At 58.0% G+C, this 19,237-nt stretch carries 20 protein-coding genes and 1 pseudogene; 14 read left to right on the plus strand and 7 right to left on the minus strand.

Annotated elements, in window-relative coordinates:
* Positions 1-56: 56 nt before the first annotated feature.
* Complete coding sequence (locus QCM77_RS03265) at positions 57-1,631, minus strand: GumC domain-containing protein (RefSeq protein WP_279682008.1); 1,575 nt, start codon at positions 1,629-1,631, stop codon at positions 57-59.
* A 187-nt stretch (positions 1,632-1,818) separates the two neighbouring features.
* Between QCM77_RS03265 and QCM77_RS03270 the strand changes: the two genes are divergently transcribed.
* The 9 genes from QCM77_RS03270 (at position 1,819) to QCM77_RS03310 (ending at position 11,787) form a co-directional block, all read left to right on the plus strand.
* Positions 1,819-3,036 (plus strand): O-antigen ligase family protein, encoded by a 1,218-nt coding sequence (locus QCM77_RS03270; RefSeq protein ID WP_279682010.1) that lies wholly within the window; start codon positions 1,819-1,821, stop codon positions 3,034-3,036.
* Positions 3,037-3,085: 49 nt separating this feature from the next.
* A complete protein-coding gene (locus QCM77_RS03275) occupies positions 3,086-4,102 on the plus strand; it encodes a hypothetical protein (protein ID WP_279682012.1) in 1,017 nt (338 codons plus the stop codon).
* A complete protein-coding gene (locus QCM77_RS03280) occupies positions 4,099-5,283 on the plus strand; it encodes an acyltransferase family protein (RefSeq protein WP_279682014.1) in 1,185 nt (394 codons plus the stop codon). Before QCM77_RS03275 ends, QCM77_RS03280 begins: the two co-directional genes overlap by 4 nt.
* A 436-nt stretch (positions 5,284-5,719) precedes the next feature.
* Positions 5,720-6,475 (plus strand): hypothetical protein, encoded by a 756-nt coding sequence (locus tag QCM77_RS03285; protein WP_279682016.1) that lies wholly within the window; start codon positions 5,720-5,722, stop codon positions 6,473-6,475.
* Between the two features lie 221 nt (positions 6,476-6,696).
* Positions 6,697-8,136 (plus strand): undecaprenyl-phosphate glucose phosphotransferase, encoded by a 1,440-nt coding sequence (locus tag QCM77_RS03290; protein ID WP_279682017.1) that lies wholly within the window; start codon positions 6,697-6,699, stop codon positions 8,134-8,136.
* Positions 8,137-8,504: 368 nt separating this feature from the next.
* A complete protein-coding gene (locus tag QCM77_RS03295) occupies positions 8,505-8,744 on the plus strand; it encodes a hypothetical protein (protein ID WP_279682019.1) in 240 nt (79 codons plus the stop codon).
* Positions 8,745-9,573: 829 nt separating this feature from the next.
* Positions 9,574-10,569 (plus strand): UDP-glucose 4-epimerase GalE, encoded by a 996-nt coding sequence (gene galE, locus QCM77_RS03300; protein ID WP_279682020.1) that lies wholly within the window; start codon positions 9,574-9,576, stop codon positions 10,567-10,569.
* 410 nt (positions 10,570-10,979) lie between these two features.
* Complete coding sequence (locus tag QCM77_RS03305; protein WP_279682021.1) at positions 10,980-11,381, plus strand: hypothetical protein; 402 nt, start codon at positions 10,980-10,982, stop codon at positions 11,379-11,381.
* Positions 11,382-11,637: 256 nt separating this feature from the next.
* A complete protein-coding gene (locus QCM77_RS03310; RefSeq protein WP_279682023.1) occupies positions 11,638-11,787 on the plus strand; it encodes a hypothetical protein in 150 nt (49 codons plus the stop codon).
* A gap of 16 nt (positions 11,788-11,803) precedes the next feature.
* Here the strand turns inward: QCM77_RS03310 and QCM77_RS03315 are convergent, their stop codons facing one another.
* Both QCM77_RS03315 and QCM77_RS03320 read right to left on the minus strand, forming a co-directional pair.
* Positions 11,804-12,193 (minus strand): hypothetical protein, encoded by a 390-nt coding sequence (locus QCM77_RS03315; RefSeq protein WP_279682024.1) that lies wholly within the window; start codon positions 12,191-12,193, stop codon positions 11,804-11,806.
* A gap of 17 nt (positions 12,194-12,210) precedes the next feature.
* Entirely contained in the window at positions 12,211-12,411 is a 201-nt protein-coding gene (locus tag QCM77_RS03320) for a hypothetical protein (RefSeq protein ID WP_279682026.1), read from the minus strand.
* Between the two features lie 1,000 nt (positions 12,412-13,411).
* Between QCM77_RS03320 and QCM77_RS03325 the strand changes: the two genes are divergently transcribed.
* A complete protein-coding gene (locus QCM77_RS03325) occupies positions 13,412-13,606 on the plus strand; it encodes a hypothetical protein (protein ID WP_279662979.1) in 195 nt (64 codons plus the stop codon).
* A 171-nt stretch (positions 13,607-13,777) separates the two neighbouring features.
* Here QCM77_RS03325 and QCM77_RS03330 read toward each other — a convergent pair whose 3' ends face one another.
* The gene (locus QCM77_RS03330; RefSeq protein WP_279682028.1) at positions 13,778-14,011 is read right to left on the minus strand and encodes a hypothetical protein; all 234 of its coding nucleotides are present in this window, start codon (positions 14,009-14,011) and stop codon (positions 13,778-13,780) included.
* A gap of 103 nt (positions 14,012-14,114) precedes the next feature.
* On the opposite strand from QCM77_RS03330, the gene QCM77_RS03335 reads away from it, so the two are divergent.
* Positions 14,115-14,300 carry a hypothetical protein gene (locus QCM77_RS03335; protein WP_279662977.1) on the plus strand — a complete coding sequence of 62 codons (186 nt, stop codon included), beginning with the start codon at positions 14,115-14,117 and terminating at the stop codon, positions 14,298-14,300.
* 11 nt (positions 14,301-14,311) lie between these two features.
* Entirely contained in the window at positions 14,312-14,560 is a 249-nt protein-coding gene (locus QCM77_RS03340; RefSeq protein WP_462804287.1) for a DUF7662 domain-containing protein, read from the plus strand.
* A gap of 693 nt (positions 14,561-15,253) precedes the next feature.
* On the opposite strand, the pseudogene QCM77_RS03345 reads toward QCM77_RS03340, so the two are convergent.
* The 3 genes and pseudogenes from QCM77_RS03345 to QCM77_RS03355 form a co-directional block, all read right to left on the minus strand.
* A pseudogene (locus QCM77_RS03345) lies at positions 15,254-15,424 on the minus strand (HlyD family type I secretion periplasmic adaptor subunit); the annotation flags it as partial.
* On the minus strand, positions 15,346-15,663 hold the full coding sequence (locus tag QCM77_RS03350; protein WP_279662976.1) for a hypothetical protein: 318 nt from the start codon (positions 15,661-15,663) through the stop codon (positions 15,346-15,348). The pseudogene QCM77_RS03345 and the gene QCM77_RS03350, both read right to left, overlap by 79 nt.
* A 148-nt stretch (positions 15,664-15,811) precedes the next feature.
* Positions 15,812-15,964 carry a hypothetical protein gene (locus tag QCM77_RS03355; RefSeq protein WP_279662975.1) on the minus strand — a complete coding sequence of 51 codons (153 nt, stop codon included), beginning with the start codon at positions 15,962-15,964 and terminating at the stop codon, positions 15,812-15,814.
* A gap of 1,498 nt (positions 15,965-17,462) precedes the next feature.
* On the opposite strand from QCM77_RS03355, the gene QCM77_RS03360 reads away from it, so the two are divergent.
* Together QCM77_RS03360 and QCM77_RS03365 are read left to right on the plus strand one after the other, a co-directional pair.
* Complete coding sequence (locus QCM77_RS03360) at positions 17,463-18,326, plus strand: helix-turn-helix domain-containing protein (protein ID WP_279682030.1); 864 nt, start codon at positions 17,463-17,465, stop codon at positions 18,324-18,326.
* A gap of 208 nt (positions 18,327-18,534) precedes the next feature.
* Positions 18,535-19,227 carry an ABC transporter ATP-binding protein gene (locus tag QCM77_RS03365; RefSeq protein ID WP_279682033.1) on the plus strand — a complete coding sequence of 231 codons (693 nt, stop codon included), beginning with the start codon at positions 18,535-18,537 and terminating at the stop codon, positions 19,225-19,227.
* Positions 19,228-19,237: the final 10 nt, after the last annotated feature.

The following is a 19,237-nucleotide window of genomic DNA, read 5'->3' on the forward strand; positions in this document are numbered from 1 at the left end:
TAGGAACCGCCGACGCACCACGCGAAAATTGCAGCGATTCGCTTGCATGTTAATCCCTAGAGCGGAGGCATTCTGGTCGATCGAGCAACGGGGCCGACAACCGCTTCTTCTTTGAGGTCTGCCCGTCCGGTAGAATGAAGGTCCATTAATCCTTCTGTTCTTTGCCGGGGCACCAACAGCAGATTCCTTACCGGATCGTCATCCCCGACGGCCTCTCCGGGACCTGGGTGGACATGCATTGTGCTTCTCGCGAGTTCCGGCCCGAGGATGCCTCCAAGACCGAGCAGAATGCCGCCGGCAAGCGCCAAGGCTACGAGCTGCGAGACTTGAGGAAATACAGGCGCCGTTGGGGTTATCGCTTTCTGCACCACTCTGAGGCTGGAAAGCTGGCTCTTTTTGGCGACCTCGGTGCTTATCTGCTCTTCCTGAATGCGGGCTGCATACTGCGCCGCAGCCGACGACGCGGTCGTGAGAACGCGCTTCAATCTTCCGTACTCGGCTTCCTTTGCAGAGAGCGATGCAAGTTCCTTACTCACTTTCTCGAGCTCGGCCCCCAATTGATTCAGAAGCTCTGTCTGCCCGTTGAGGTCGGCATTTATCTTCATCAGCGTCGACATGTTGTCCTGGTAGACCTTGATCAGCAGTATGGGAGGCTGCTCCTCAAACTGGTCTGGCGGCTTGGCCGAAGCATCGAGGGGCTTTCGAGCGTCCGGTCCTGCCAGCGTGCTCACCATTCGGCTCACGGTCCTGGATTGCGTGACCGGCCGCAGGACGGCCAATTGATCCGCGATCGCAAGTTTCTGCCCTTTCTTGTCCTCGATTGCGCCCCGCGTCGTGGAGATCAGCGCGGCCAGATCACTGGCGCGCTTGAGCAGGAGTTGCCGCTGCTCATCGACGGCATAAATCGATGCCTCAACGGAGAATCGCTTCAGATTGGCAGCCGCGACCTCCGCCTCTTCCTCGAGACGCTTGGTTTGCTGCTGGAAGAACTCCTGCGCCCCCGGCATTTGAACATCGAGACTTTGAACGGTTACCAGTGCGTTCGCGAGTTCGTTCAGATAGCTCGCGGCGATCGATGGATCCTTGTGACGGAACGTTATCCTCAACAGGTCGGATCTGCCCTCCTGCTTGGCATTGATGCGGTCTCGCAGACTGAGAATTCCAGACTGGTTACGCTCTATGTCTTCCTCTGCTTCCACCTGCGCGTGTGACTGCGGTTTTGGCTCGGCCGGCTCGCGGGCGAACACGTCCCGAAGATCGATTTCCTTTCCCCATGCCATAAACCTGGCCAGGAGGGTCGGATTTGAATCGGATGATAGCCTGTCGTAGCCAACGTTTTTCGCGGCTTCCAAAATAACCTGGTCGATCTTGGCGATGCGCGACAGTGATTCCATCCGGCTTTGAAGGTCAACACCCTCTCCGAAAGGCGAGGTCGCGTTGCCGGATCGTTCCTTGATCCCCTGCCCGGCGCGCAGCAGCACATACGCCTCGTACCGGTCCCCGACCGTCGCGTAATAGAGCAATGCTACGCCGGACGTAAGCAACAGGCACAGGTAAATGATCCACTGTCGCCGCCATAGCAGGCCGAAAGCGCCGGCGGGTAAAGCTCTTCTCCCACGTTCCACCGTCAACTCCACTCCTCTGATTTGCCGCAGCCTCCACCGAAGCGCGCAGAGCGGTATTGACGACCGTCAACTCGGATTTGGCGATCACCCACATGTTTTAACCGCTGAGACTCCTGCCCAGTTCGAGCAGGCTGAGGCTGTTTGAAGGGGTCACGCCGGAACCTGCCGGCCAGGGAAGTGGAGTAAGTTTGTCGTGAACGATCTAGCTCTAGGAAGCGAGGAGACACCACACCGCGTTTCCGCGTCGATGGTCGCCCACAGCCGATTCTTCGTGGTGACCTGCTTCGGCCTCGTGTTCCTGAACTGCCTGACCTTTATCTACCACTTTACCGGATCGAGTGTGTTCAACGTCCTGAGCAACTCGATAAGCCTGCTGCTTATTTCATGGTCCGCCTACCACGTGCTGGTAGGGAGAGAGAGTAGCGGCTTTTACAAGATCTTGCTGATTCTCGCCTGTGCATTCACAGGTATGAGCTATCTGGTGAATTTTGGCGCTTTCGAGCTATCGGATGGTTTGAAGCTCCTATCCATCTATTCATTCTACGTCGCAGGCCGCACTACGCCGGAGCGGTTGCACCAATCCGAGAAGCGATGCATCTACGCACTCGCGGCTCTGCCACTAATTTTCAAGGTGGTCGGCCAGACCAAAGTCTATACCGGCATCGAATATCCTGACGTGTTCTCCTATTTTCCGAACACGAACACGGCAGCGCTATACTTTTCGGCTCTATTCTTTGCCTTATCGCCCTGGTTCGGAAACAAGGTCCTGATAGCGCAGTTCGCAAATGCTGCGATCATGAACCGGGTTGGTCCCGCATTGGCAACCATCGTCGCCGTTGGTCTCTGGTCTTTCTTCCCGTTGAGACCACAGGTATTCGCCGCGCTCCTCTTGTTGGCAATAGCCAGCCTCGGCGCCTACGCGTTTGGCGCGCTGGATCGACTGATAACGGGTCTGAACGCGATAGCGCTCATCTGGAGCCTGGATCCGAGCACCGTCGCGCGAATGTCAACCAAGCAGTTGATCGATTTGACGGGTACGACGGACATGTCCGCGTTTTTCCGCATCACCCATTGGACGAACATATGGCAGATCTACTCGTCGCTAGGGCTCGGCGGAATATTGTTCGGTTACGGCGCAAGTCAGACCGGCGTCTTGACCGTGTTGCCGCTGCCGCCGCACAACGATTACCTGCGCGTGCTGGCAGAATACGGACTGTTGAACTGCGTGATCTTTGTCGTCTTCGTATTCAGCATAATGTTTTCGCTGAAGGAGCGGGCGGCGAAAACCATGTACACCGTGCTGGTCATCTATTTTTTGTCCGAGAACCTGATCGATAATTTTACGTCGATGACGCTGTTCTTCTCCTATGCGGGCCGATTTACCTCACCGAAATGGTCTCCAGCCGAGTGACGCGCAACTCTCCCACAGCGCAAACAGGGAACGGCCGATGGACTTCTCAATGTCCGATCTCATCAGACAGAACACTCCTGGAAATAGCGAAGGATTTCCCGCAGGCGTGCCTCCGAGCTACAACTGGTACCAAGGCTGGAACGACGGGGGGCTATGGTCGCCGCCCGCAGATTTCAGCGCGGTTGAGGGTTGGGGGCAAGTATACCCCAAGGTCGGAGCGCCCTATTCGAATCCAAATGCGGCGATCGAGGTCGCAAACGCGAAGACCTATGTTCGTATCAAGCAATCGGGTGAATGGGCGTTGGTACAGGACCAGTCCAAGACCCAGCTGACCGGAGGGCATTTCGTCCCGGACTTCGTCGGGAATGTGGCCATTCCTATGAAAGCTATCCCTCTGGCCGGCGCGACCATTTCCTTCGACGCTCCTCCAGCCGGCTATAACAACCATTTCTGGTACAAAGCGCGAGGGACCTACCCAGCCGGAACCGTGGATGCCGTCTATGTTCAAATGGACATGAGGACCACCGATCCGGACTTGCATCTCGTGGCCATGGTGGGCGCAGACTGGTGGCGACACACGAAGGCCCCCTATCTTGATGATCACAGTAACAATCCAGGCATCGGCGGCAGCAACTGGATTGAGCTCTCGACCCAATGGAAGACGATCGGCTTCTATTCCATGAGCGCTGAGGAGTTTCGCGCAGGTCCAGCCCCGCCGCTCCAGGGATCAGCGATCGAAATGCCACCCGCGGTAGCGCCCCCGCCCTCCCCGATGCCGACGCGGGGCGGCGATAAACTCATGGACAGCGGGTCGTTTGAGCCGACGGTTGGTTCGGGCCAGCGAAAGATTGCCAACGTCAATGACGGTTCTCATCAGGCCCCGCAGAGCCATCACCAGTTCATGGAGGCCGGTTCGCGCCTCGCCTTCGCCGGCACGATCAAAACGACCGATGCCTTGTCGAACGACTCCCTTCTGGTGCTCGCCCTGGCCTTGGGAGCTTTGGTCAAAATCCATCGGGGCGGCTCGCCGGGCCGAGCAAGAAGGCGCTGGAGCAACGTGCCATGACTGCAAAATCGTGGAGACTGCCAGCTCTTCGCGCCGCATCCAACGAGATGCTGCACCTGGATCTGCTAAGATTCGTCGCCTCCGTCGGCATCGTCGTTCGCCATTCTTTTGAGTTCTTGTTTCCAGCGGCCGTCCGGCCCACGCTGCCGAGCGGCCTCGCTTTGTTCGTCGACCTGTTTTTCGTGATCTCCGGATTCGTGATCGCGCACGTGTATCAAGGAAAGGTCGATACCCTCTCCGGGTATGGTTCATTTCTTCAGAGACGAGTCGGACGGCTCATGCCGCTCCACTGGTTGACGCTACTAATTTCTATCGTTGTCTGGTCCGGATTTGTCGCGCTCGGCAAGGCGGGGACTCACGAACCGGCTTTCGAGCTTCGCTGCATCGCAGAGACTGCACTTCTCCTGAACGCAATGGCGATCTGCGGCAATGGAATTTCGTTTAGCAGCGTGTCTTGGTCGATAGGCGCCGAGATGGTGATGTATCTGATGTTCCCGCTTTTCGCCTGGGCGGGCCTTAGATCAAGGCTGGGACTTCTCGCGGCAGCTGTCCTCACCCTTGTTGCTGCTATTGTCGTCGACTTGGTCCAGAACGCAGTCGATCGCTCGTGGGTAGATGTGTGGCCGCCCCTCAGGGCCCTCCCCTCCTTCATGATTGGAGTCTCCCTATTCCACTTTCGAGACAAAATCTGCGTGATTCCTGCGCCCGGGCGCTTGTTGCTATTGTCCTTCGTGCTGCTGCTGGCCTCGATGATTGCGTATGTTCACCACCTCATTGCACTCGGGCTCGTCTATGTCGTAGCGATCGCGGCGGTCGCAGCCGACACCCAGCGGATCGTGCCAACATTTGTGAACCGCCTCGCTCCTCTTGGGCAACTCACCTACTCACTTTACATGTGGCATTCACTCATCGTTTTGATTGTCATGAATGCGGTTGCCGACAAACTGGTTCACGCTTCGACCACCTTGATGTCCGCATTCTGCGTGATGTGCTACGCGATCATCTTCGCAATTGCGTATCTCTCGTACTTTTTTATCGAGACTCCAGCACGGCGCTATATCGACAATCTTGGCTCGAAACGGGCGCGCACGACGCCGTCGGCGTCTTGGTATTCAGTTACAAACGGTCTAAATATCGGACAAGCCGAGCGTAACGACACGCGCCTGAGCAATAAGCTGTAGTTGCTGGGTGCCAGAACGCTCGCGCCAGTGCGTGCGAACAGTGAGCAACGCTTGACCGTCATGGCTTGTAATACGTTGCCACGTGGCCCTGCCAAATAACTGAACCCACGACGTCCCGGCCTTGCAGCTCCGATTAACGGCCGTGCGTCGTCACTGACATCAGTTCAAATTGTTCAGCCAATTGACGTTCGTCAAGTCGGCCACGTATTCGATGCCTACGGTATAGTCGGAGAAGCTTAACTGATTATGGGTCGGTCCTATGTCTGACGCTCATCATTTTTCCGCTCTGCACTTGCTGCTCACAACACCTGGATGTGCGGTCCGCACCCTTCGGCGGCTCCAGACTTGGCTCTTGCTAATCGGATTGGCTGCGTTTTTTGTCGCCACTCCACAGGGCGCCGTTTCGTCAAGCGGAGCCGCCGCGGCCGGACTCTCGTTGAACGTCATCGAGCAGAATACTCCCGGTTACAGCGAGGCATTTCCCGCCGGTGCTCCCAAAACGTCATCATGGTGCAACGGCACCTCCAAACCTGATGACGGTGGCCCCCCTTCGGACTTCACGGCCGTCACAGGACTAGCTTCGGTCTTTCCAGAATTTGGCGCGCCCCAACCCGCCAATTCGGACGGAAAGATCCTCGTGGCAAATGGAAAGACGTATGTACGCCTCCGCGCCACAAAGGAATGGGCCCTTGTGCAAGACCAGAATGAAAACGAGATCGTTGGAGCCCATTTTGACGCTATGGCTCCCAAGAATTTGGCCATCCAAATGAAGGTCGAGGTGCAAGCCGATGGAGGCACCCTTGTCGGCGGTCCTCCGCCTGGCCGTAACGACCTGATGTGGATGGTGAGACGAGGCAGCTTCGCTGCCGGAAGCGTGGATGCGGTGTACGTGCAGATGGACATGAAGACGTCGGATCCGAACATGAAGGTTGTCGCCAACATTGGAGCCGACTGGTGGCGAGCCCCGGATTCGCCGCATAGTGGCGTTAACAATCGAGGAGCCGGCAACAGCAACTGGGTCGAACTGTCAGCAGACTGGTCTACCCTCTATTTCTTTTCCGGGAGCACCTCGCAATTTACTGCGGACCCCCCTCCACCGTTGACCGAGTCGCCACTTCCGACACTACCCGCTAGCATGCGGCGCGCCCCAAAATCCTCATCGCCGTGCCTGCGCGTTCTGGCGCCTCGATAACACCTTGTGTGAAGCACCCGATGTCGGTGAGCTTACGAATTAAGCCGCGCTGAATATGGATCGGGGGATGGCCGTCGACGTCGCGTCCTCATGACATATCTCTGCGCTCACGAACCTTCTTTCTGCTGTCTCATCGTGAAGCGCTGGATCTCACGGTTGAGATTCGTCAAGTTCATGAGACAATGCATTGCTGCGGCTAGTCTTTTCGAAAGAGGCTCTCGATGTCCTCAGCCACATACGGTTCCGAGCATCTATCTTCTACAGTCACCGGTCGCAGCCCTTCGCTGCAAAGACCGTTTCAAATCGTCATCATGGCCGGCGATTTCCTGCTGGTTCTGCTCAGCTACATCTGCGCTACCCTCGCTCATCGTGAACTCATCGGAATTCCGGCCGATCAGGAGCTTTCAGTGGGCGCCGGCTTGATCGTGGCCATGCTGTTTGTCACGATTGCTTTCGTTCAAGGCGGCTACGACCGTCACAATCTGCTAAATGCGAGCTGGCAATCGCGCAAGGTCCTCCTTGTTTGGGTCTTGTCACTGACAATTCTTGCGGTCGCTGCTTTCCTGTTGAAATCGACAGCCGTTCTGTCCCGCGCCACCATCATTTTGTTCGCGGCAATGGGCCTCATTAGTCTGGGCGCACACCGCGCGGTCTGGCGCCTCGTCTTGACTTCATCCTTTGCCAGGGACCACTCCTTCAAGCGGCGGGTCGTGTTGCTCAGCCCAAGACCACTCGATTTCACCTCCAGCCGTTACAAGGATTTACGCAGGAACGGTTTTGAGGTCGTGCATCACGTAGTGCTGAATTTGACGTTGCAGCACGACGATGCGGCGTGGGACCGGGATGTTCTCCAGATCGTTCGAGAGTCTCGTGCGGCGGAAGCAGATGAATTTCTCCTCGCTTTCGACTGGAACGAACTTCCAACATTACAAAAGCTGAGCCAACGGTTGCGCCAGGTACCAAATGCCATTCGCTTGCTGCCTGATTTTGCGATCGCGGACCTCGTGTCACGGCCTTTCGTGCCCTTCAGCGGCACGATGGCGATCGAAATCCAGCGACCTCCTCTTTCAATCGCCGAACGAGCCCTGAAACGCGGCCTCGATGTCAGCTTGGCCTCTCTAGGGTTGTTGTGCATGGGCCCGATGCTGATCATAATAGCGATTCTGATCAAGCTGGACTCGTCGGGCAGCGTCATTTTTCGTCAAACACGCCGCGGTTTCAACGGCACGCCGTTCGATATCTGGAAATTTCGCAGCATGACGGTTTCGGATAATGGCCCCGAGATTAGGCAGGCAAGCAAACGGGATGCGAGAGTTACCAGGATCGGGCGTATCCTGCGCAGGACGAGCATCGACGAATTGCCTCAACTCTGGAATGTCTTGCGCGGAGAAATGTCGCTGGTTGGCCCGCGCCCGCACGCGCTTGCGCACGACAACTACTACAATCAGATGATCAGTAACTACGCTTATCGCCACCACGTGAAGCCTGGCCTAACTGGCTGGGCCCAAGTCAACGGCTTCCGTGGTGAGACACCGACCATCGACTTGATGAAAAAGCGCGTCGAATACGACGTCTGGTATGTCACCAATTGGAGCATCTGGCTGGATCTTCGCATTTTAATGCGTACCGCGATCGTGCTTTCGAGCCTGGATGCTCATTGAGATCGCGATTCCACAGGTGTTCATTTCGCGATGGCGTTGCGCTGGCGGGTAGAAGAAGCTTTCGCTTCTGAACCGTGGCAGTGAAGGACAATCAACCCGCAACGGCAGCATCAAGCTCATTTTAGAAGCGTGGGTTGTAACTATCTCGACGAGGGCTCGGCTTGCGCGCCCATGGCCCTCGGATAAGGATGACTCTAGGCGAGATGCGCGCTAGTGGCGCGCATGCCATGTTCGGCTTTTGCCAAGCCTAAAGGCGGGGCCACGACATTTATTTGGCTCGTGAGCGGATCCCGGCGAATGTTATGGCGCCGCCAGCTTAGGGAAGTAAGAGCGCGCAGATAGCTTAAAGAGGATTGCAGAGGCGGATCATGGGGAAGGCGGCCGACAACGAGATTCGGAAGATCCGAGCAAGGTTCTTTAGCAATCTGAGTGCCGGGACTGCGATCGTTGCGATAACGATGATGTTCGCGCCATTTTTCTTTCAGTCCATGCGGGAGCTGCATTTGAAAGCAATAGTTTTGACCGCCTGCCCGGTCATTTTGCTTTTGATCCTCTCGTGGAGCTGGAACCTCAAAGCGATGGATATTGCGGCCGAGATCGAGGACTAGACGTACCCCCCGCGGTTCACCGGTGGGGAACCGAAGTCAATTGATAGGTCGGAAGGTATCCCTTCGTGATGAGGTGATAGTCCCGGCTGATAAGAAGACGCGCACCTCGCGGGCGACAATTTGTCACCGAGTCGGTTTTGACATCCATCAAATTTAGGAGGTCCAAACTTCGTACGAACGGCCGGCAACTAACCGCGGCGCTGGAAATTGAGTTGGGCGGCATACACTCTCTATTGGACCCTTCAAACTGGCGCCTCGGTCTGGTTGACGAGCAGCACCAGGCCGCAAGGCGTTCCGCCAGTGGGCATCGATTTGCCTATCCTTTTGGGGGATGCCACGATCATATACGGCACTGTGGTTGCCTCATCACCCTCTGCCGTTGTTATCGAACTGGACAGCGGCCATCTCCGGCGGCTCACTCCAGCGACTTTCCCTTTCCCCTCGCCTCGATTCGTGGGCTCAGAATGGATTGTGCAGCGGCGCGTCTAAAGCCCGCGTCAGTTGAGCAGCCCGCCAGCGTGCGCCGCCACGCTGCTGAAGGCCATTTTCGGAAATGCAACCAGTTGGCCGTCGCGCCCGTCCATATTGTGCGCGCCGACATATTCAGCCGTGAGCTCTACGACAAGCGAGGAGACGCGAACCAAGTCGATGCAGATCTGCGGCGCAACAGTCCCATTCGGCATCACGTGGGTAGTGGGTCAAGCACGCCGTCGAACGCTCACCCCTGCCTGCTCTAGCACGCACCGTTTGACCACGACCTTCGCCCTCTTATTGATCAATCAACTGGAACCATCTCTCAAGGCCCCCAAGTGAAGCAAACGGTGACGACATGACCGACCAACCGATTGTCCTCGTCACCGGAGGCGCCGGCTATATCGGCTCGCATTGCTGCAGGGCGCTAGCCGCGGCGGGTTTTCAGCCCATCGTCTATGACAACCTCTCCACCGGACATCGCAGCTTCGCCACGGGTGCGCTCGTCACCGGTGATCTGCTGGACGAGGCAGCACTGGCGCACACCTTTGCCGAGCACAAGGTTGCGGCTGTGATGCATTTCGCGGCGGCCAGCCTGGTCGGAGAGTCGGTCGCGGACCCGCAGAAATACTACATCAACAACGTGCAAGGCACGCTGTCGCTGCTCAAGGCCATGCGCGGTGCCGGGTGCAATCGCATTGTGTTCTCCTCGACCGGCGCGGTCTATGGCAACGCCGACTCCAAGGCACTGCCGGAGGACTTTCCCTGCACGCCCATCAACCCCTACGGCGCATCGAAATGGATGATCGAGCGCATGCTCTCCGACTATCGCTCGGCTTACGGCTTCGGTGTCTTCTGCCTGCGCTATTTCAACGCGGCCGGCGCCGATCCGGCCGGCGGCATCGGCGAGTTGCGCGACAACGAGACGCATCTCATTCCGCGCGCCATGATGGCGTTACAGGGGCATGTCGGCGATTTCGCCGTGTTCGGCGACGACTACGATACGCCGGATGGCACCGCGATCCGCGACTACATCCACGTCACTGATCTTGCCGCAGCTCATATTGCCGCGCTCAAGCTGCTGCTCGAAGGACATGCGGGCGGCAGTTTCAATCTCGGCACCGGTTCGGGCTTCTCCGTGCGCGAAATTCTATCCGCGATTAAGCAGGAGACCGGGCGCGAGGTGCCTCATGTTGTCAAGCTGCGACGGCCGGGCGATCCGACCTTCCTGGTCGCCAATCCCTCGGCAGCGCGCCATGTGCTGAACTTCGTCCCTCGTCATTCCGACCTGCCGACCATCATCCGGACGGCATGGGCTTGGCATCAGAATGCGCATCCCCTAAAGCGGGCCTGACCGTCGAGGCACCCGTCATCGATACCTGACGGGCCCTCAAGGAGAGGGGCGTTGGTTCCTCATTGTGGGCATCCAGTTTCAATAGCTTCGCGGTCGTTTTCCAAATGAAGCGGGTTACCTCGTACGATGGATCCGCTCCAAAGACATGAGGAAACGAGCCGGCACGTGCCAGCTACAAGGAGCTTCAGCACGCGGACTTCCGATCGAGCGGCTGATTAAGGGGCGCATGATTACTAGGGAACTCAACGCGCCTTCCGATAACTAAACCGCCAGACCTCCATTGAACCCTCAATGGATTTTCTCTTTATCGGGATGACGAATCTTGGGTGACCAAAGCACAGGAAAGCGGATCGTGAATCGTCGGGGGTGGGCTTGATTTAAGGTGCCTACCTGCTGCGTTCGGCGGACCAATGAAGGTAGCAAAGGTAGTGTTGCTGTTTGCGTCACCGGGGTTGAGCAGCCAATTGGACCTCGCGGACGCCCAGACGAATGAAGGTCAGGACTACTACATGCGTCGGTGGAAAGGGCGAGAGCCTTTTCGCCACGAGGGCGATGGAAGCAAATGGCTCAAGAGCGTCGTCAAGCGCTTTGGCGAGTACGACGACATTCGTCAAAAGATTGCAGTGCTTAACATCGGTGCATACCATTCTCCGCGAGAGAAAGATTGGCGCGCCCTTATGTCCTTGCCGTCAAGTCGCGTGTCATTGAATTGGGCGCAAACCATATTGTTTCCGAGAGCCGAGAGCGGCGATGTTGTTGTCGTTTGCATGCGCGCCGCGACTTCGTGGGGATTGGAAACAGGCAGAAAATAGCGCGGCACCCTGTTTGCGCCCGTCGTGAACGTGCAGAGAGGCTATCTCGCGCGAGACAACGCAGCAAATGACCGATTGGTCGAAGTGGTGAAGGAGCGCCTAAAGAGCGGCCGTTGATCCCGCACGCACGATAACATGGCCCGACGATGTTGCGCGTCGGGCCATTCGAGATCGTCGGGGCGGGTACGTCCGCCGCGCCTTCAGATCACAAACGTCGCTGATTACGACGCCTGATCGTGAGAACAATGTCGGGACCGTGCGGCAGGAAGCGGATCAGCTAGTCCCCGCCGTCCGCTCGACTGGCGATGTCGAAGAGTTCAAGACGATCGCGATCTTCTGTGGTCTGGGACTGCGGATCTCCGTGCTCGCAGCCATCAGCTACGGCCTGGATCTCGCCGCCTTTTGAAGGCGCCGTACGCAGTCTAGGAAGCGTTCGCCCACGCTCGTTCACGCCCCTCGCGTCGACGTCGCCGCCTCGCCCACTCGGCGGGTTGCGGCAGCGGCGGCACCGGCGTATCTATCTTCACTGCCGGCACCGTTTCTATTGCCTGCTCGGCGCCGGGACGGGCCTCTATGAATTCGAGGACTCCGCGCCCCTTGGCCGTAATCTTCCAGCCGCCGTTTTCGCGCTCGACGAGGTGTTGCGAAAAAATGTCGAGGTCGGGCACGCGCGCAGCCAGCCGTTTTGTGCGGTCGGCCCAATCGCAGCCGCTCGTCGCCAGGATCGCCATATCGCGCTTGAGGTCGGCCATCCCGGCAAATCCATCCGGGTAGCTCACCAGGATCTTCAACACCGTGACCTGAAAATCCACCACGCCCCCTCGACCGGTCAGCGCCACATGGTTTGCACTTGCGAGAGAGCTTGGCGCCCGGCATGCTTGAGACCGTCGGGCGACACCTCTCCGCGTGTCGCGGCTTCCAGAATTTTCGAGGCGACGTGCGTGCGCGCGCCGATCTCGCGGTGCAAAACGCTTTCACAGACTTCGTTGAGGACCGCGCGCAAAAGCGCGGTGGTGGCAGTATCGAACATGAGATGCCCCAGCGAAAGCCCGATCCTAGCGCAGTTTTTCGATCTTGCAATTCGGACTCTTAGACATCGCGAAAGGTCAGAGTAGCTGCTCCAATTCCCACCGGCTCGGCGACTTCTATATGGGGGGCCTTGCATCCCTTTACCGATCTTCAGGACGTCACTCTCTGGATTGCGAGGGGCGTGCTGGCTGGCTCGCTTGGAGTTTCAAAGGGTCGCTGGCTTATCCTGGTGTTTCTGCTTGGGCTGCTGGCTGGACTTGTCTCGGGACGCATTTTCGGCGCGGCTTCGGCGGGACTTGCGGACGCCACGATGATGCTGGTGTGATCGGTTTGATGCTCGCGACAGCAGCGCGAATTCCCACATCCGCGTTGTGCGCAATTGCATTCGGATCGGCCGCAATGCGCGGCGCTGCGAACGGCCCAGCCCTCGGACCCGACATCGACCGACTGCTATTCGCGGCAGGATCGGCCTGCGTCGGCTACACCATGATTACACTCACGATGGCTCTAACCGTCGTGTTCAGACGGGCCGCATCGGACGGCTCGGCATCTTGGCGAACGATCACCGTTCGCGCGCTCGGAGGTTAGATCGCGGCCATCGGTCTCATGATGGCCAGCCTTGTTCTCGCTTCATGAGAGACCACCGCGGCTCCGCTACATTACAATGCCGTGCACCACTGTCTGCCTAGGCCCGACCGCTTTTCGGCCGAATAACAGACGATGTCCGTTGCGCTTGTGAAGTAGTTCACAGATTGCAACAGGAAAGCCAATTAGTTTGAAGGACAGCGCTACGCGCACGGTCCCCTTTGGGTATTTCTTGTATCTGTCATCTAAGTCCGTCAGAATTAGATGGCCGGGATGTAATGCCCCGGTCAGGGGAATGCCGGCGTCCGGGAGCGAAGATACTCCGTTCCAGGGACGTCTTGGAATGTTGCCTCGGGGCCACCTCACTCCGTGAAGCAAAAAAGGAATGAATTACTATTCGTCCAAGGAAGACGACGATGATTGACGACCAGTTGGCGCGTGCGCATCGCAACAATATTCAACGCTATCGCCACTTATTGCAAACAAGCCTGACAGAGTTTGAGCGCCAGTTTGTCGAAAGGCGTTTGAACGAAGAGCAATCGAAGCTGGAGATATTGGTCAGCTCGTTCTCAAACGAAAGTGCACCGCGACCGATCACGTGGCCCGGGTAGCCGCCTGGGCTGGGTCGCCTGAAACCGTCGAAAGCGTGCGAGACATAGGCCCGTCAGCGTGAACCGGCGGGCCATTCCGAGTGGTGAGTGAAGTCCAGCCCGGGCATGAAGCGCCGACCTTGCCATCTGTTCCCGTTGACGTTGCCACATGATTTTCATTTTTCGTCGGAATCAAATTGATCGGCCTATTTCATTTTGAGGACAGCATTCATGACAAAGGATAATTGCTTGATCGTTCACGCAGCCGGGAAACAGTTGGACCTGCTGCGCGGCGAAGCCTCCCGCATTGCGAAAGGGGGCAAGATCGACTGGTGGATCGATCGTGCAGACGTCGGCACGCGCTTTTGCTTTGACGATGCGAAGGCAAAAGAGGCCTTCGCGAGTACCTGCGACAGCTTCGGCCATTCCGTGCCGAGACGGCTAGCCGGCGCTCGCAGGAAACCGCTGGACCACTTGCGTTCGCCCTCTGGTTGCGGCTGTATCATGGTTTTAGGACTTATAGATCCAGATGGCCATCAAATTCATTGTGGCGAGGGTTCTCAGAGACGAGCTTACCTTGCGAGGCATTCGGTCGTTGACCGCCGAAGAGTCAGAGCAAATTGCTGCTCGTATTTTCGAACGGATTACCGATCTCGAACTGGAGCTCGCCGCGCGCGACTTCATCTCGACCAGCCGCGTCGACAAACCAACGTGACGAGCCGAGTTATGTCAGTCTACGATCCGCTGCGGAGAAAGTTGGAGAGTGAGCGGGGGAGATCTGTTCGGCTCACATTTTCAGAAGTTGAAGACATTCTTGGAAGGCCGTTACCTGCCTCTGCCCACAAGTTCAGTGCATGGTGGGGAAATGAGAGCTCGCGCAAAGCTGGTCACACCCAATCGAGGGCGTGGCTTCTCGCCGGCTTTGAAGCAAGGGTGTCACTTACACGGCGAGCGGTCGAATTTCATCGAGCCTAATGGGCAGCTCCCCTTGCGCGAGTCCTCCCAATCGCGAGCACCGGGAAACGAGGGGCATACTCCCCGGATCCCCCAATCTCAGGGTGGTGCTGCGCGCGCCGCGATAACACCCCTTATGTCTGCGCTGCGCACCCAGACCGCCCATTCCTGCGCCGGCGAGCCTGCCCCTGTGGGGCCTAGTAAGCTTGTCTAGTCCGCAGCCGGACGGAGCTGGGCAATCCTGATGACGTTCCGGAAATGCCTGAGCGCTCATGGCGGACTATCCTTCGGAGGAAGGTTGACGAGCCGCACAGCGGCCTCAGCATCTGCAAAGGAGGAGAACAATGCGGAGGCCGCCGTCCGTGCCGGTATCGTAGCGGCGAAGCTTGTCGTCGCGTCCTTATTGTTAGCGATCAGCAACAGTTAGTGTGCCGACAGCGCATAATTGATTTGCGATCTACATCAATCGAATCCACTCGCGATGCGACGCGAAGACAGAGCAAGCGCATCGGACCTCTGTCTGTATTTGCTGCGGACATTCATGCGCGGCAGCCAATCAGATTAAGCGAAACTCCCACATGGCAACACGCGCGTTGAGCACGTTTGCAAGATCAGTCAGTGCCACTAACGAGGAACGAGACGGACGATCGGCTCATCTTGGTCGCCGCATCGTGGCCGCTTCCACAATCGCTCAACGCTTCCGAGAGCGACGGCTCACCTCTCCCGCAAGCTCTCATGTCTGTAGCGCAGTGGCGGCGACAGCACGTATTCGATGATCCGGCGCGTGCCCGTCTTGATCTCGACCGTCACCGCCATGCCCGGCGCGAGACTAACCGTCTTGTTCTCGACCTGGCTCTTCGTTCCATCGAGCGACACGCGCGCGGCTGCTGCGCCTCAATGAGATCCTGCCGGAACTCGTCGACCTTTTTCTGGGCGTCGGCGAGGTCGCTCAGCACTTGACGCTCGAAGCCGGATTTGGTCTGGGCGAATAGCTGCTCGGGAACCCGGCGCGCAGCCTCGATCTGGACCTGCTTGCGCTCCTGAAGGATGCGCTCGTTCTGCTGATCGACCAGCCAAGTCTGCGCGTCGAGCCAGGCGATGCGGTTTCCGTACTCCGTCTCCATCGCATTTCTTGCGAATGATCAGGGTCTCCTCAAGCAGCGGCAGCGTCGCGTCGATCTTGGCGATCGCCGGCGTGACCGATTGCGCCTCGGTGCGCCTCTGGTCGATCTGCTGGGCGACGGAGGCGAGCTTCGCCTGCTGCTCGGCGACCTACGCGAGCGTGGCCGAGCGGGCGCGGGCGATCTCGACCTCGGACGCGCCCGCGGGCTCCTCGATATCCTGCAGCGCGGCGAGATGCTCGAAGCTGCGGCAGCACCGAGAGGCGGGCAAGATCGAGCAGGTCGACTCTCGGAGCACCGACACTGTACCCGTCGTAGACGGGCATGCGGCCGCGCGCTCCGCAAAAGCGCCGGCTACACTGAACTGGAGAATTCATCGTGGTGTCGGTGCGACCGAGAGGCTCAAATCCATAGCCAAGAATGTAGGCTCGGCACAGTCGCTGCAGCGCCGTGGTCGATGGGCCGCATTAACGGCGACGAAGCACGTCGCTTCCTAGGCCCGCTTCGACAATCGCCGGCTCAAACGCTCAAACTTGCGTTTGATGGATTTTTCTTGATCTCCCGGTGCACACATCGTGCACACGCCGCCGTCTAACTGGTTGAAACACTTGAACTCTCGGTCCAATCCATCATGGGGAAGTTTGAGCTAACTTGAGGAAGGGTCGTCGAAGGAAGTCTAACTGCGGCGCAAGTTGGAGCGGCGTGAAAAGCTGGCGACTAGGGTCAATTCGGGGATTCGCAACCACCGATACCGACATTCGCTGATCGTGGCCGTCTGAAGCGGACAGTCCCCTGCGTCCCGAACGCAGTGAGCATCTTCTAAGCTGTTGATTTTTCTTGCTGTGACGGGTACTTCCGTCCCGTTTTGTTCACGCTTGTTTCAGCTAATTCGTTGCGATTTCATTGCGGCGTTCTGGAGCGAGAACGGTGAAGACCGCTGCGACCTCCCTCCGCCTTAGCGGGTCGGTATGGCTAGTCTCACCACCTGGTCCTGAAAGCCATCGAACGATGCGCTGCGCCACCAGCGTCGCGCCGTCGCCTCGCCAGCGAGCGGTTCCGACAGAGCAGCTGATTAAGAGGCGTGTATTTTCAGAGGATTATCAATGCTGGTTCCAACAAGCTTGCTGTCTGTTCTGCATTGAATGGATGCAGGATTTTACCTTTGTCGGAATGGCGAGCCTCCACGGAGGCTCAGCGTCGGGGGTTCGAGTCAGGAGACCGCTACCGCCTTTCCCCACACCAGCCAAACCTACGTTATCTTATCCGATCTTTCGAATGAGACAGCTCGCGAGCGCTGGCGAGACCACTCTTAGCGCTGTTGAACGGACGCCAACCGCAGGTCGTATGAAAGCGGTTCGTCGTGGAAGAGCAAAAGTGAGATGAAGCCGGTGACGCGATCCGGGGCGATGGGTTCAAATCGGGGACTGCAACCACCGATACCGGCTGATGGGAGCCATTTGAGATAACAGCCGTGGTGTATTCAGCTTGGAAGTCGGACAATTTCCCCAATGATTTCAATAGCCGTTCCGACAAAATGGCAGCTTTTTGAACGATTGAGATCACGACGGAATTTCTCCTTGTCGGAACGGCGATTGCGGCCCCACGCGTGTCCTTTTGCTGAATGACTAACAGGCGCGCCATGACCCAACCAAGTCGCGTATCGATATGCTGGGCAGCCCGAAGAGCCCGTCCACGATTCGCGCGCATCCGCACGGTACAAGCTCAAGCTGTACGACCCGAAGACCAGCTTGTCCGGAGCATTCGATGGCTTGCCATTGAGCCAGCAAATGTTAGCTTAAAAAATGCTGCGATCCATTCAAACACTTCGCGACACGTCATCCGATGCCCGGATACTCGCGGCCGATGACGGCCAGCTTGCGTTGGCTGGGGGCGGAGACAATTACCACATGCCGTGGCATTGGCATGATTGCCTGATGGTCCTCCTGCCACGAGCGGGCTCCGTCGATTTCTGGGACGAGACAAGAAAGACGGGTGTCTGGCTGAGCCAAGACCGCTTCGTTGCCGTTCCCAAAAAGCTCCTTCATCAGACAACTGCGCGTAACGGTCATGATCACTTGGCTATTTATGTGACAGACGACCAATTGGCCAAAATGGAAGCGCGACTTGGATCACTGAGCCGCGTCCGGGCCAAGCTCAACGCTCCTACGTTTTTCGCGACATCACGTGAGATGCGGTCCCTGCTCGATCTGTGTCAATCCGGTTGTTTCGATGACTTGGCGACAAGGTCTGCACGTAGCCATCTCACCTCCGCACTATTCATCAATTGTCTGAGCCGGATCGAGCGCAGCGATCAGCTTGCCACTTCGAACCCCGGCAGCCATGGTGACGCGCTGGTTTCGGAAATGAAATACTACATCAGAAACAACGCCGCCAACGACCTTCCCCTCGACCTGATCGCCACCACTTTCGGCCTTTCCCGACGCCATGCCACCCGGCTGTTCCGCGACAAGACCGGCATGACGATTAGCGAATTCCACGACCAGGAACGGATCGTCCGGGCACGCCAGCTGCTTGCCGTGACGGATCTGCCTGTCGGCGAGGTCGCATGGAGGGTTGGACTGGAATCCGGCTCGGCGCTCGCCAGGATGATGCGGCGCGTAGCCGGCATCACCCCTACTGCCGCCCGCAGGCATGGCCCGATTTGACAAGCAGTAAGGCCCGCTCGGTCGCGCGTTAGGCCAGTGTCGCCCCTATCCTCCCTGCGATTGGCAAGAGGGGACGATAGCGGGATGAAGGTTCTTCCGGACGGCTTTATCGTTTTCTCCGATGTCACGAAGACATTCCAATCAGGCTCACAGAGCTACACCGCGATCCGGGACGTCAACTCTTTCGGTAAGACGCGGCGATGTCACCATGCTGCTCGGGCCATCCGGATGCGGCAAGTCCACGCTGCTAAATCTGACGGCAGGACTTATCGGGCCGAGCAAGGGTGTCGTAACCTACGACGGAGCACCGGTCGGCGGGTTGAACCATCGGGTCGCCTACATGACGCAGCAGGATCACCTGCTGCCATGGAGGACGGTTTCAGGCAACGTTTCGATCCCGCTGGAGGTCGCAGGCCTCGCGAAACCCGATCGAGAAGCCCGCCTGGAGGAACTGCTCTCCCTCGTAGGGCTCGGAGACTTCGCCAAATCCTACCCCAACCAAATTTCGGGCGGAATGCGCAAGCGCTGCGCACTTGCGCGGCTACTCGCGGCCGACCGAGAAACGCTTCTGCTCGACGAACCGTTTGGCGCGCTCGATGCGCAGCTCAGGCTCACACTTCAGGCCGAACTGCTCAGGATCTGCCGCAAACTCAACTTGACCGTGATGTTCGTGACGCACGACATCGAGGAGGCAGCGGCGTTGGGCGATAAGTGCGCCGTGTTTCAAGGTCGCCCCGGCACGATCGCGAAAGTCTTCGACAATCCACTGCACAAGGACCGTGACCTGGCGAGGTTGAGGTTCGACCCCCATCATCACGATTTTACCAACGAACTCTGGGCGATGCTGACGCCGGATCTGGCGGCGATGCCCTCGCCGTCTGCGATGGCGGCCTCGGTCTAGGGAGAGCCAC

The sequence above is a fragment of the Bradyrhizobium nivariense genome (genome assembly GCF_029846695.2).
Taxonomy (GTDB): Bacteria; Pseudomonadota; Alphaproteobacteria; order Rhizobiales; family Xanthobacteraceae; genus Bradyrhizobium.

Bases quoted from the DNA above. Each gene is read 5' to 3' on its own strand.
- QCM77_RS03275 (WP_279682012.1), top strand. From the start codon at position 3,086: ATGTCCGATCTCATCAGACAGAACACTCCTGGAAATAGCGAAGGATTT.
- QCM77_RS03280 (WP_279682014.1), top strand. From the start codon at position 4,099: ATGACTGCAAAATCGTGGAGACTGCCAGCTCTTCGCGCCGCATCCAAC.
- QCM77_RS03290 (WP_279682017.1), top strand. From the start codon at position 6,697: ATGTCCTCAGCCACATACGGTTCCGAGCATCTATCTTCTACAGTCACC.
- QCM77_RS03295 (WP_279682019.1), top strand. From the start codon at position 8,505: ATGGGGAAGGCGGCCGACAACGAGATTCGGAAGATCCGAGCAAGGTTC.
- galE (WP_279682020.1), top strand. From the start codon at position 9,574: ATGACCGACCAACCGATTGTCCTCGTCACCGGAGGCGCCGGCTATATC.
- QCM77_RS03305 (WP_279682021.1), top strand. From the start codon at position 10,980: ATGAAGGTAGCAAAGGTAGTGTTGCTGTTTGCGTCACCGGGGTTGAGC.
- QCM77_RS03320 (WP_279682026.1), bottom strand. From the start codon at position 12,411: ATGTTCGATACTGCCACCACCGCGCTTTTGCGCGCGGTCCTCAACGAA.
- QCM77_RS03325 (WP_279662979.1), top strand. From the start codon at position 13,412: ATGATTGACGACCAGTTGGCGCGTGCGCATCGCAACAATATTCAACGC.
- QCM77_RS03330 (WP_279682028.1), bottom strand. From the start codon at position 14,011: ATGGCCGAAGCTGTCGCAGGTACTCGCGAAGGCCTCTTTTGCCTTCGC.
- QCM77_RS03335 (WP_279662977.1), top strand. From the start codon at position 14,115: ATGGCCATCAAATTCATTGTGGCGAGGGTTCTCAGAGACGAGCTTACC.
- QCM77_RS03340 (WP_462804287.1), top strand. From the start codon at position 14,312: ATGTCAGTCTACGATCCGCTGCGGAGAAAGTTGGAGAGTGAGCGGGGG.
- QCM77_RS03350 (WP_279662976.1), bottom strand. From the start codon at position 15,663: ATGGAGACGGAGTACGGAAACCGCATCGCCTGGCTCGACGCGCAGACT.
- QCM77_RS03360 (WP_279682030.1), top strand. From the start codon at position 17,463: ATGCTGCGATCCATTCAAACACTTCGCGACACGTCATCCGATGCCCGG.
- QCM77_RS03365 (WP_279682033.1), top strand. From the start codon at position 18,535: ATGCTGCTCGGGCCATCCGGATGCGGCAAGTCCACGCTGCTAAATCTG.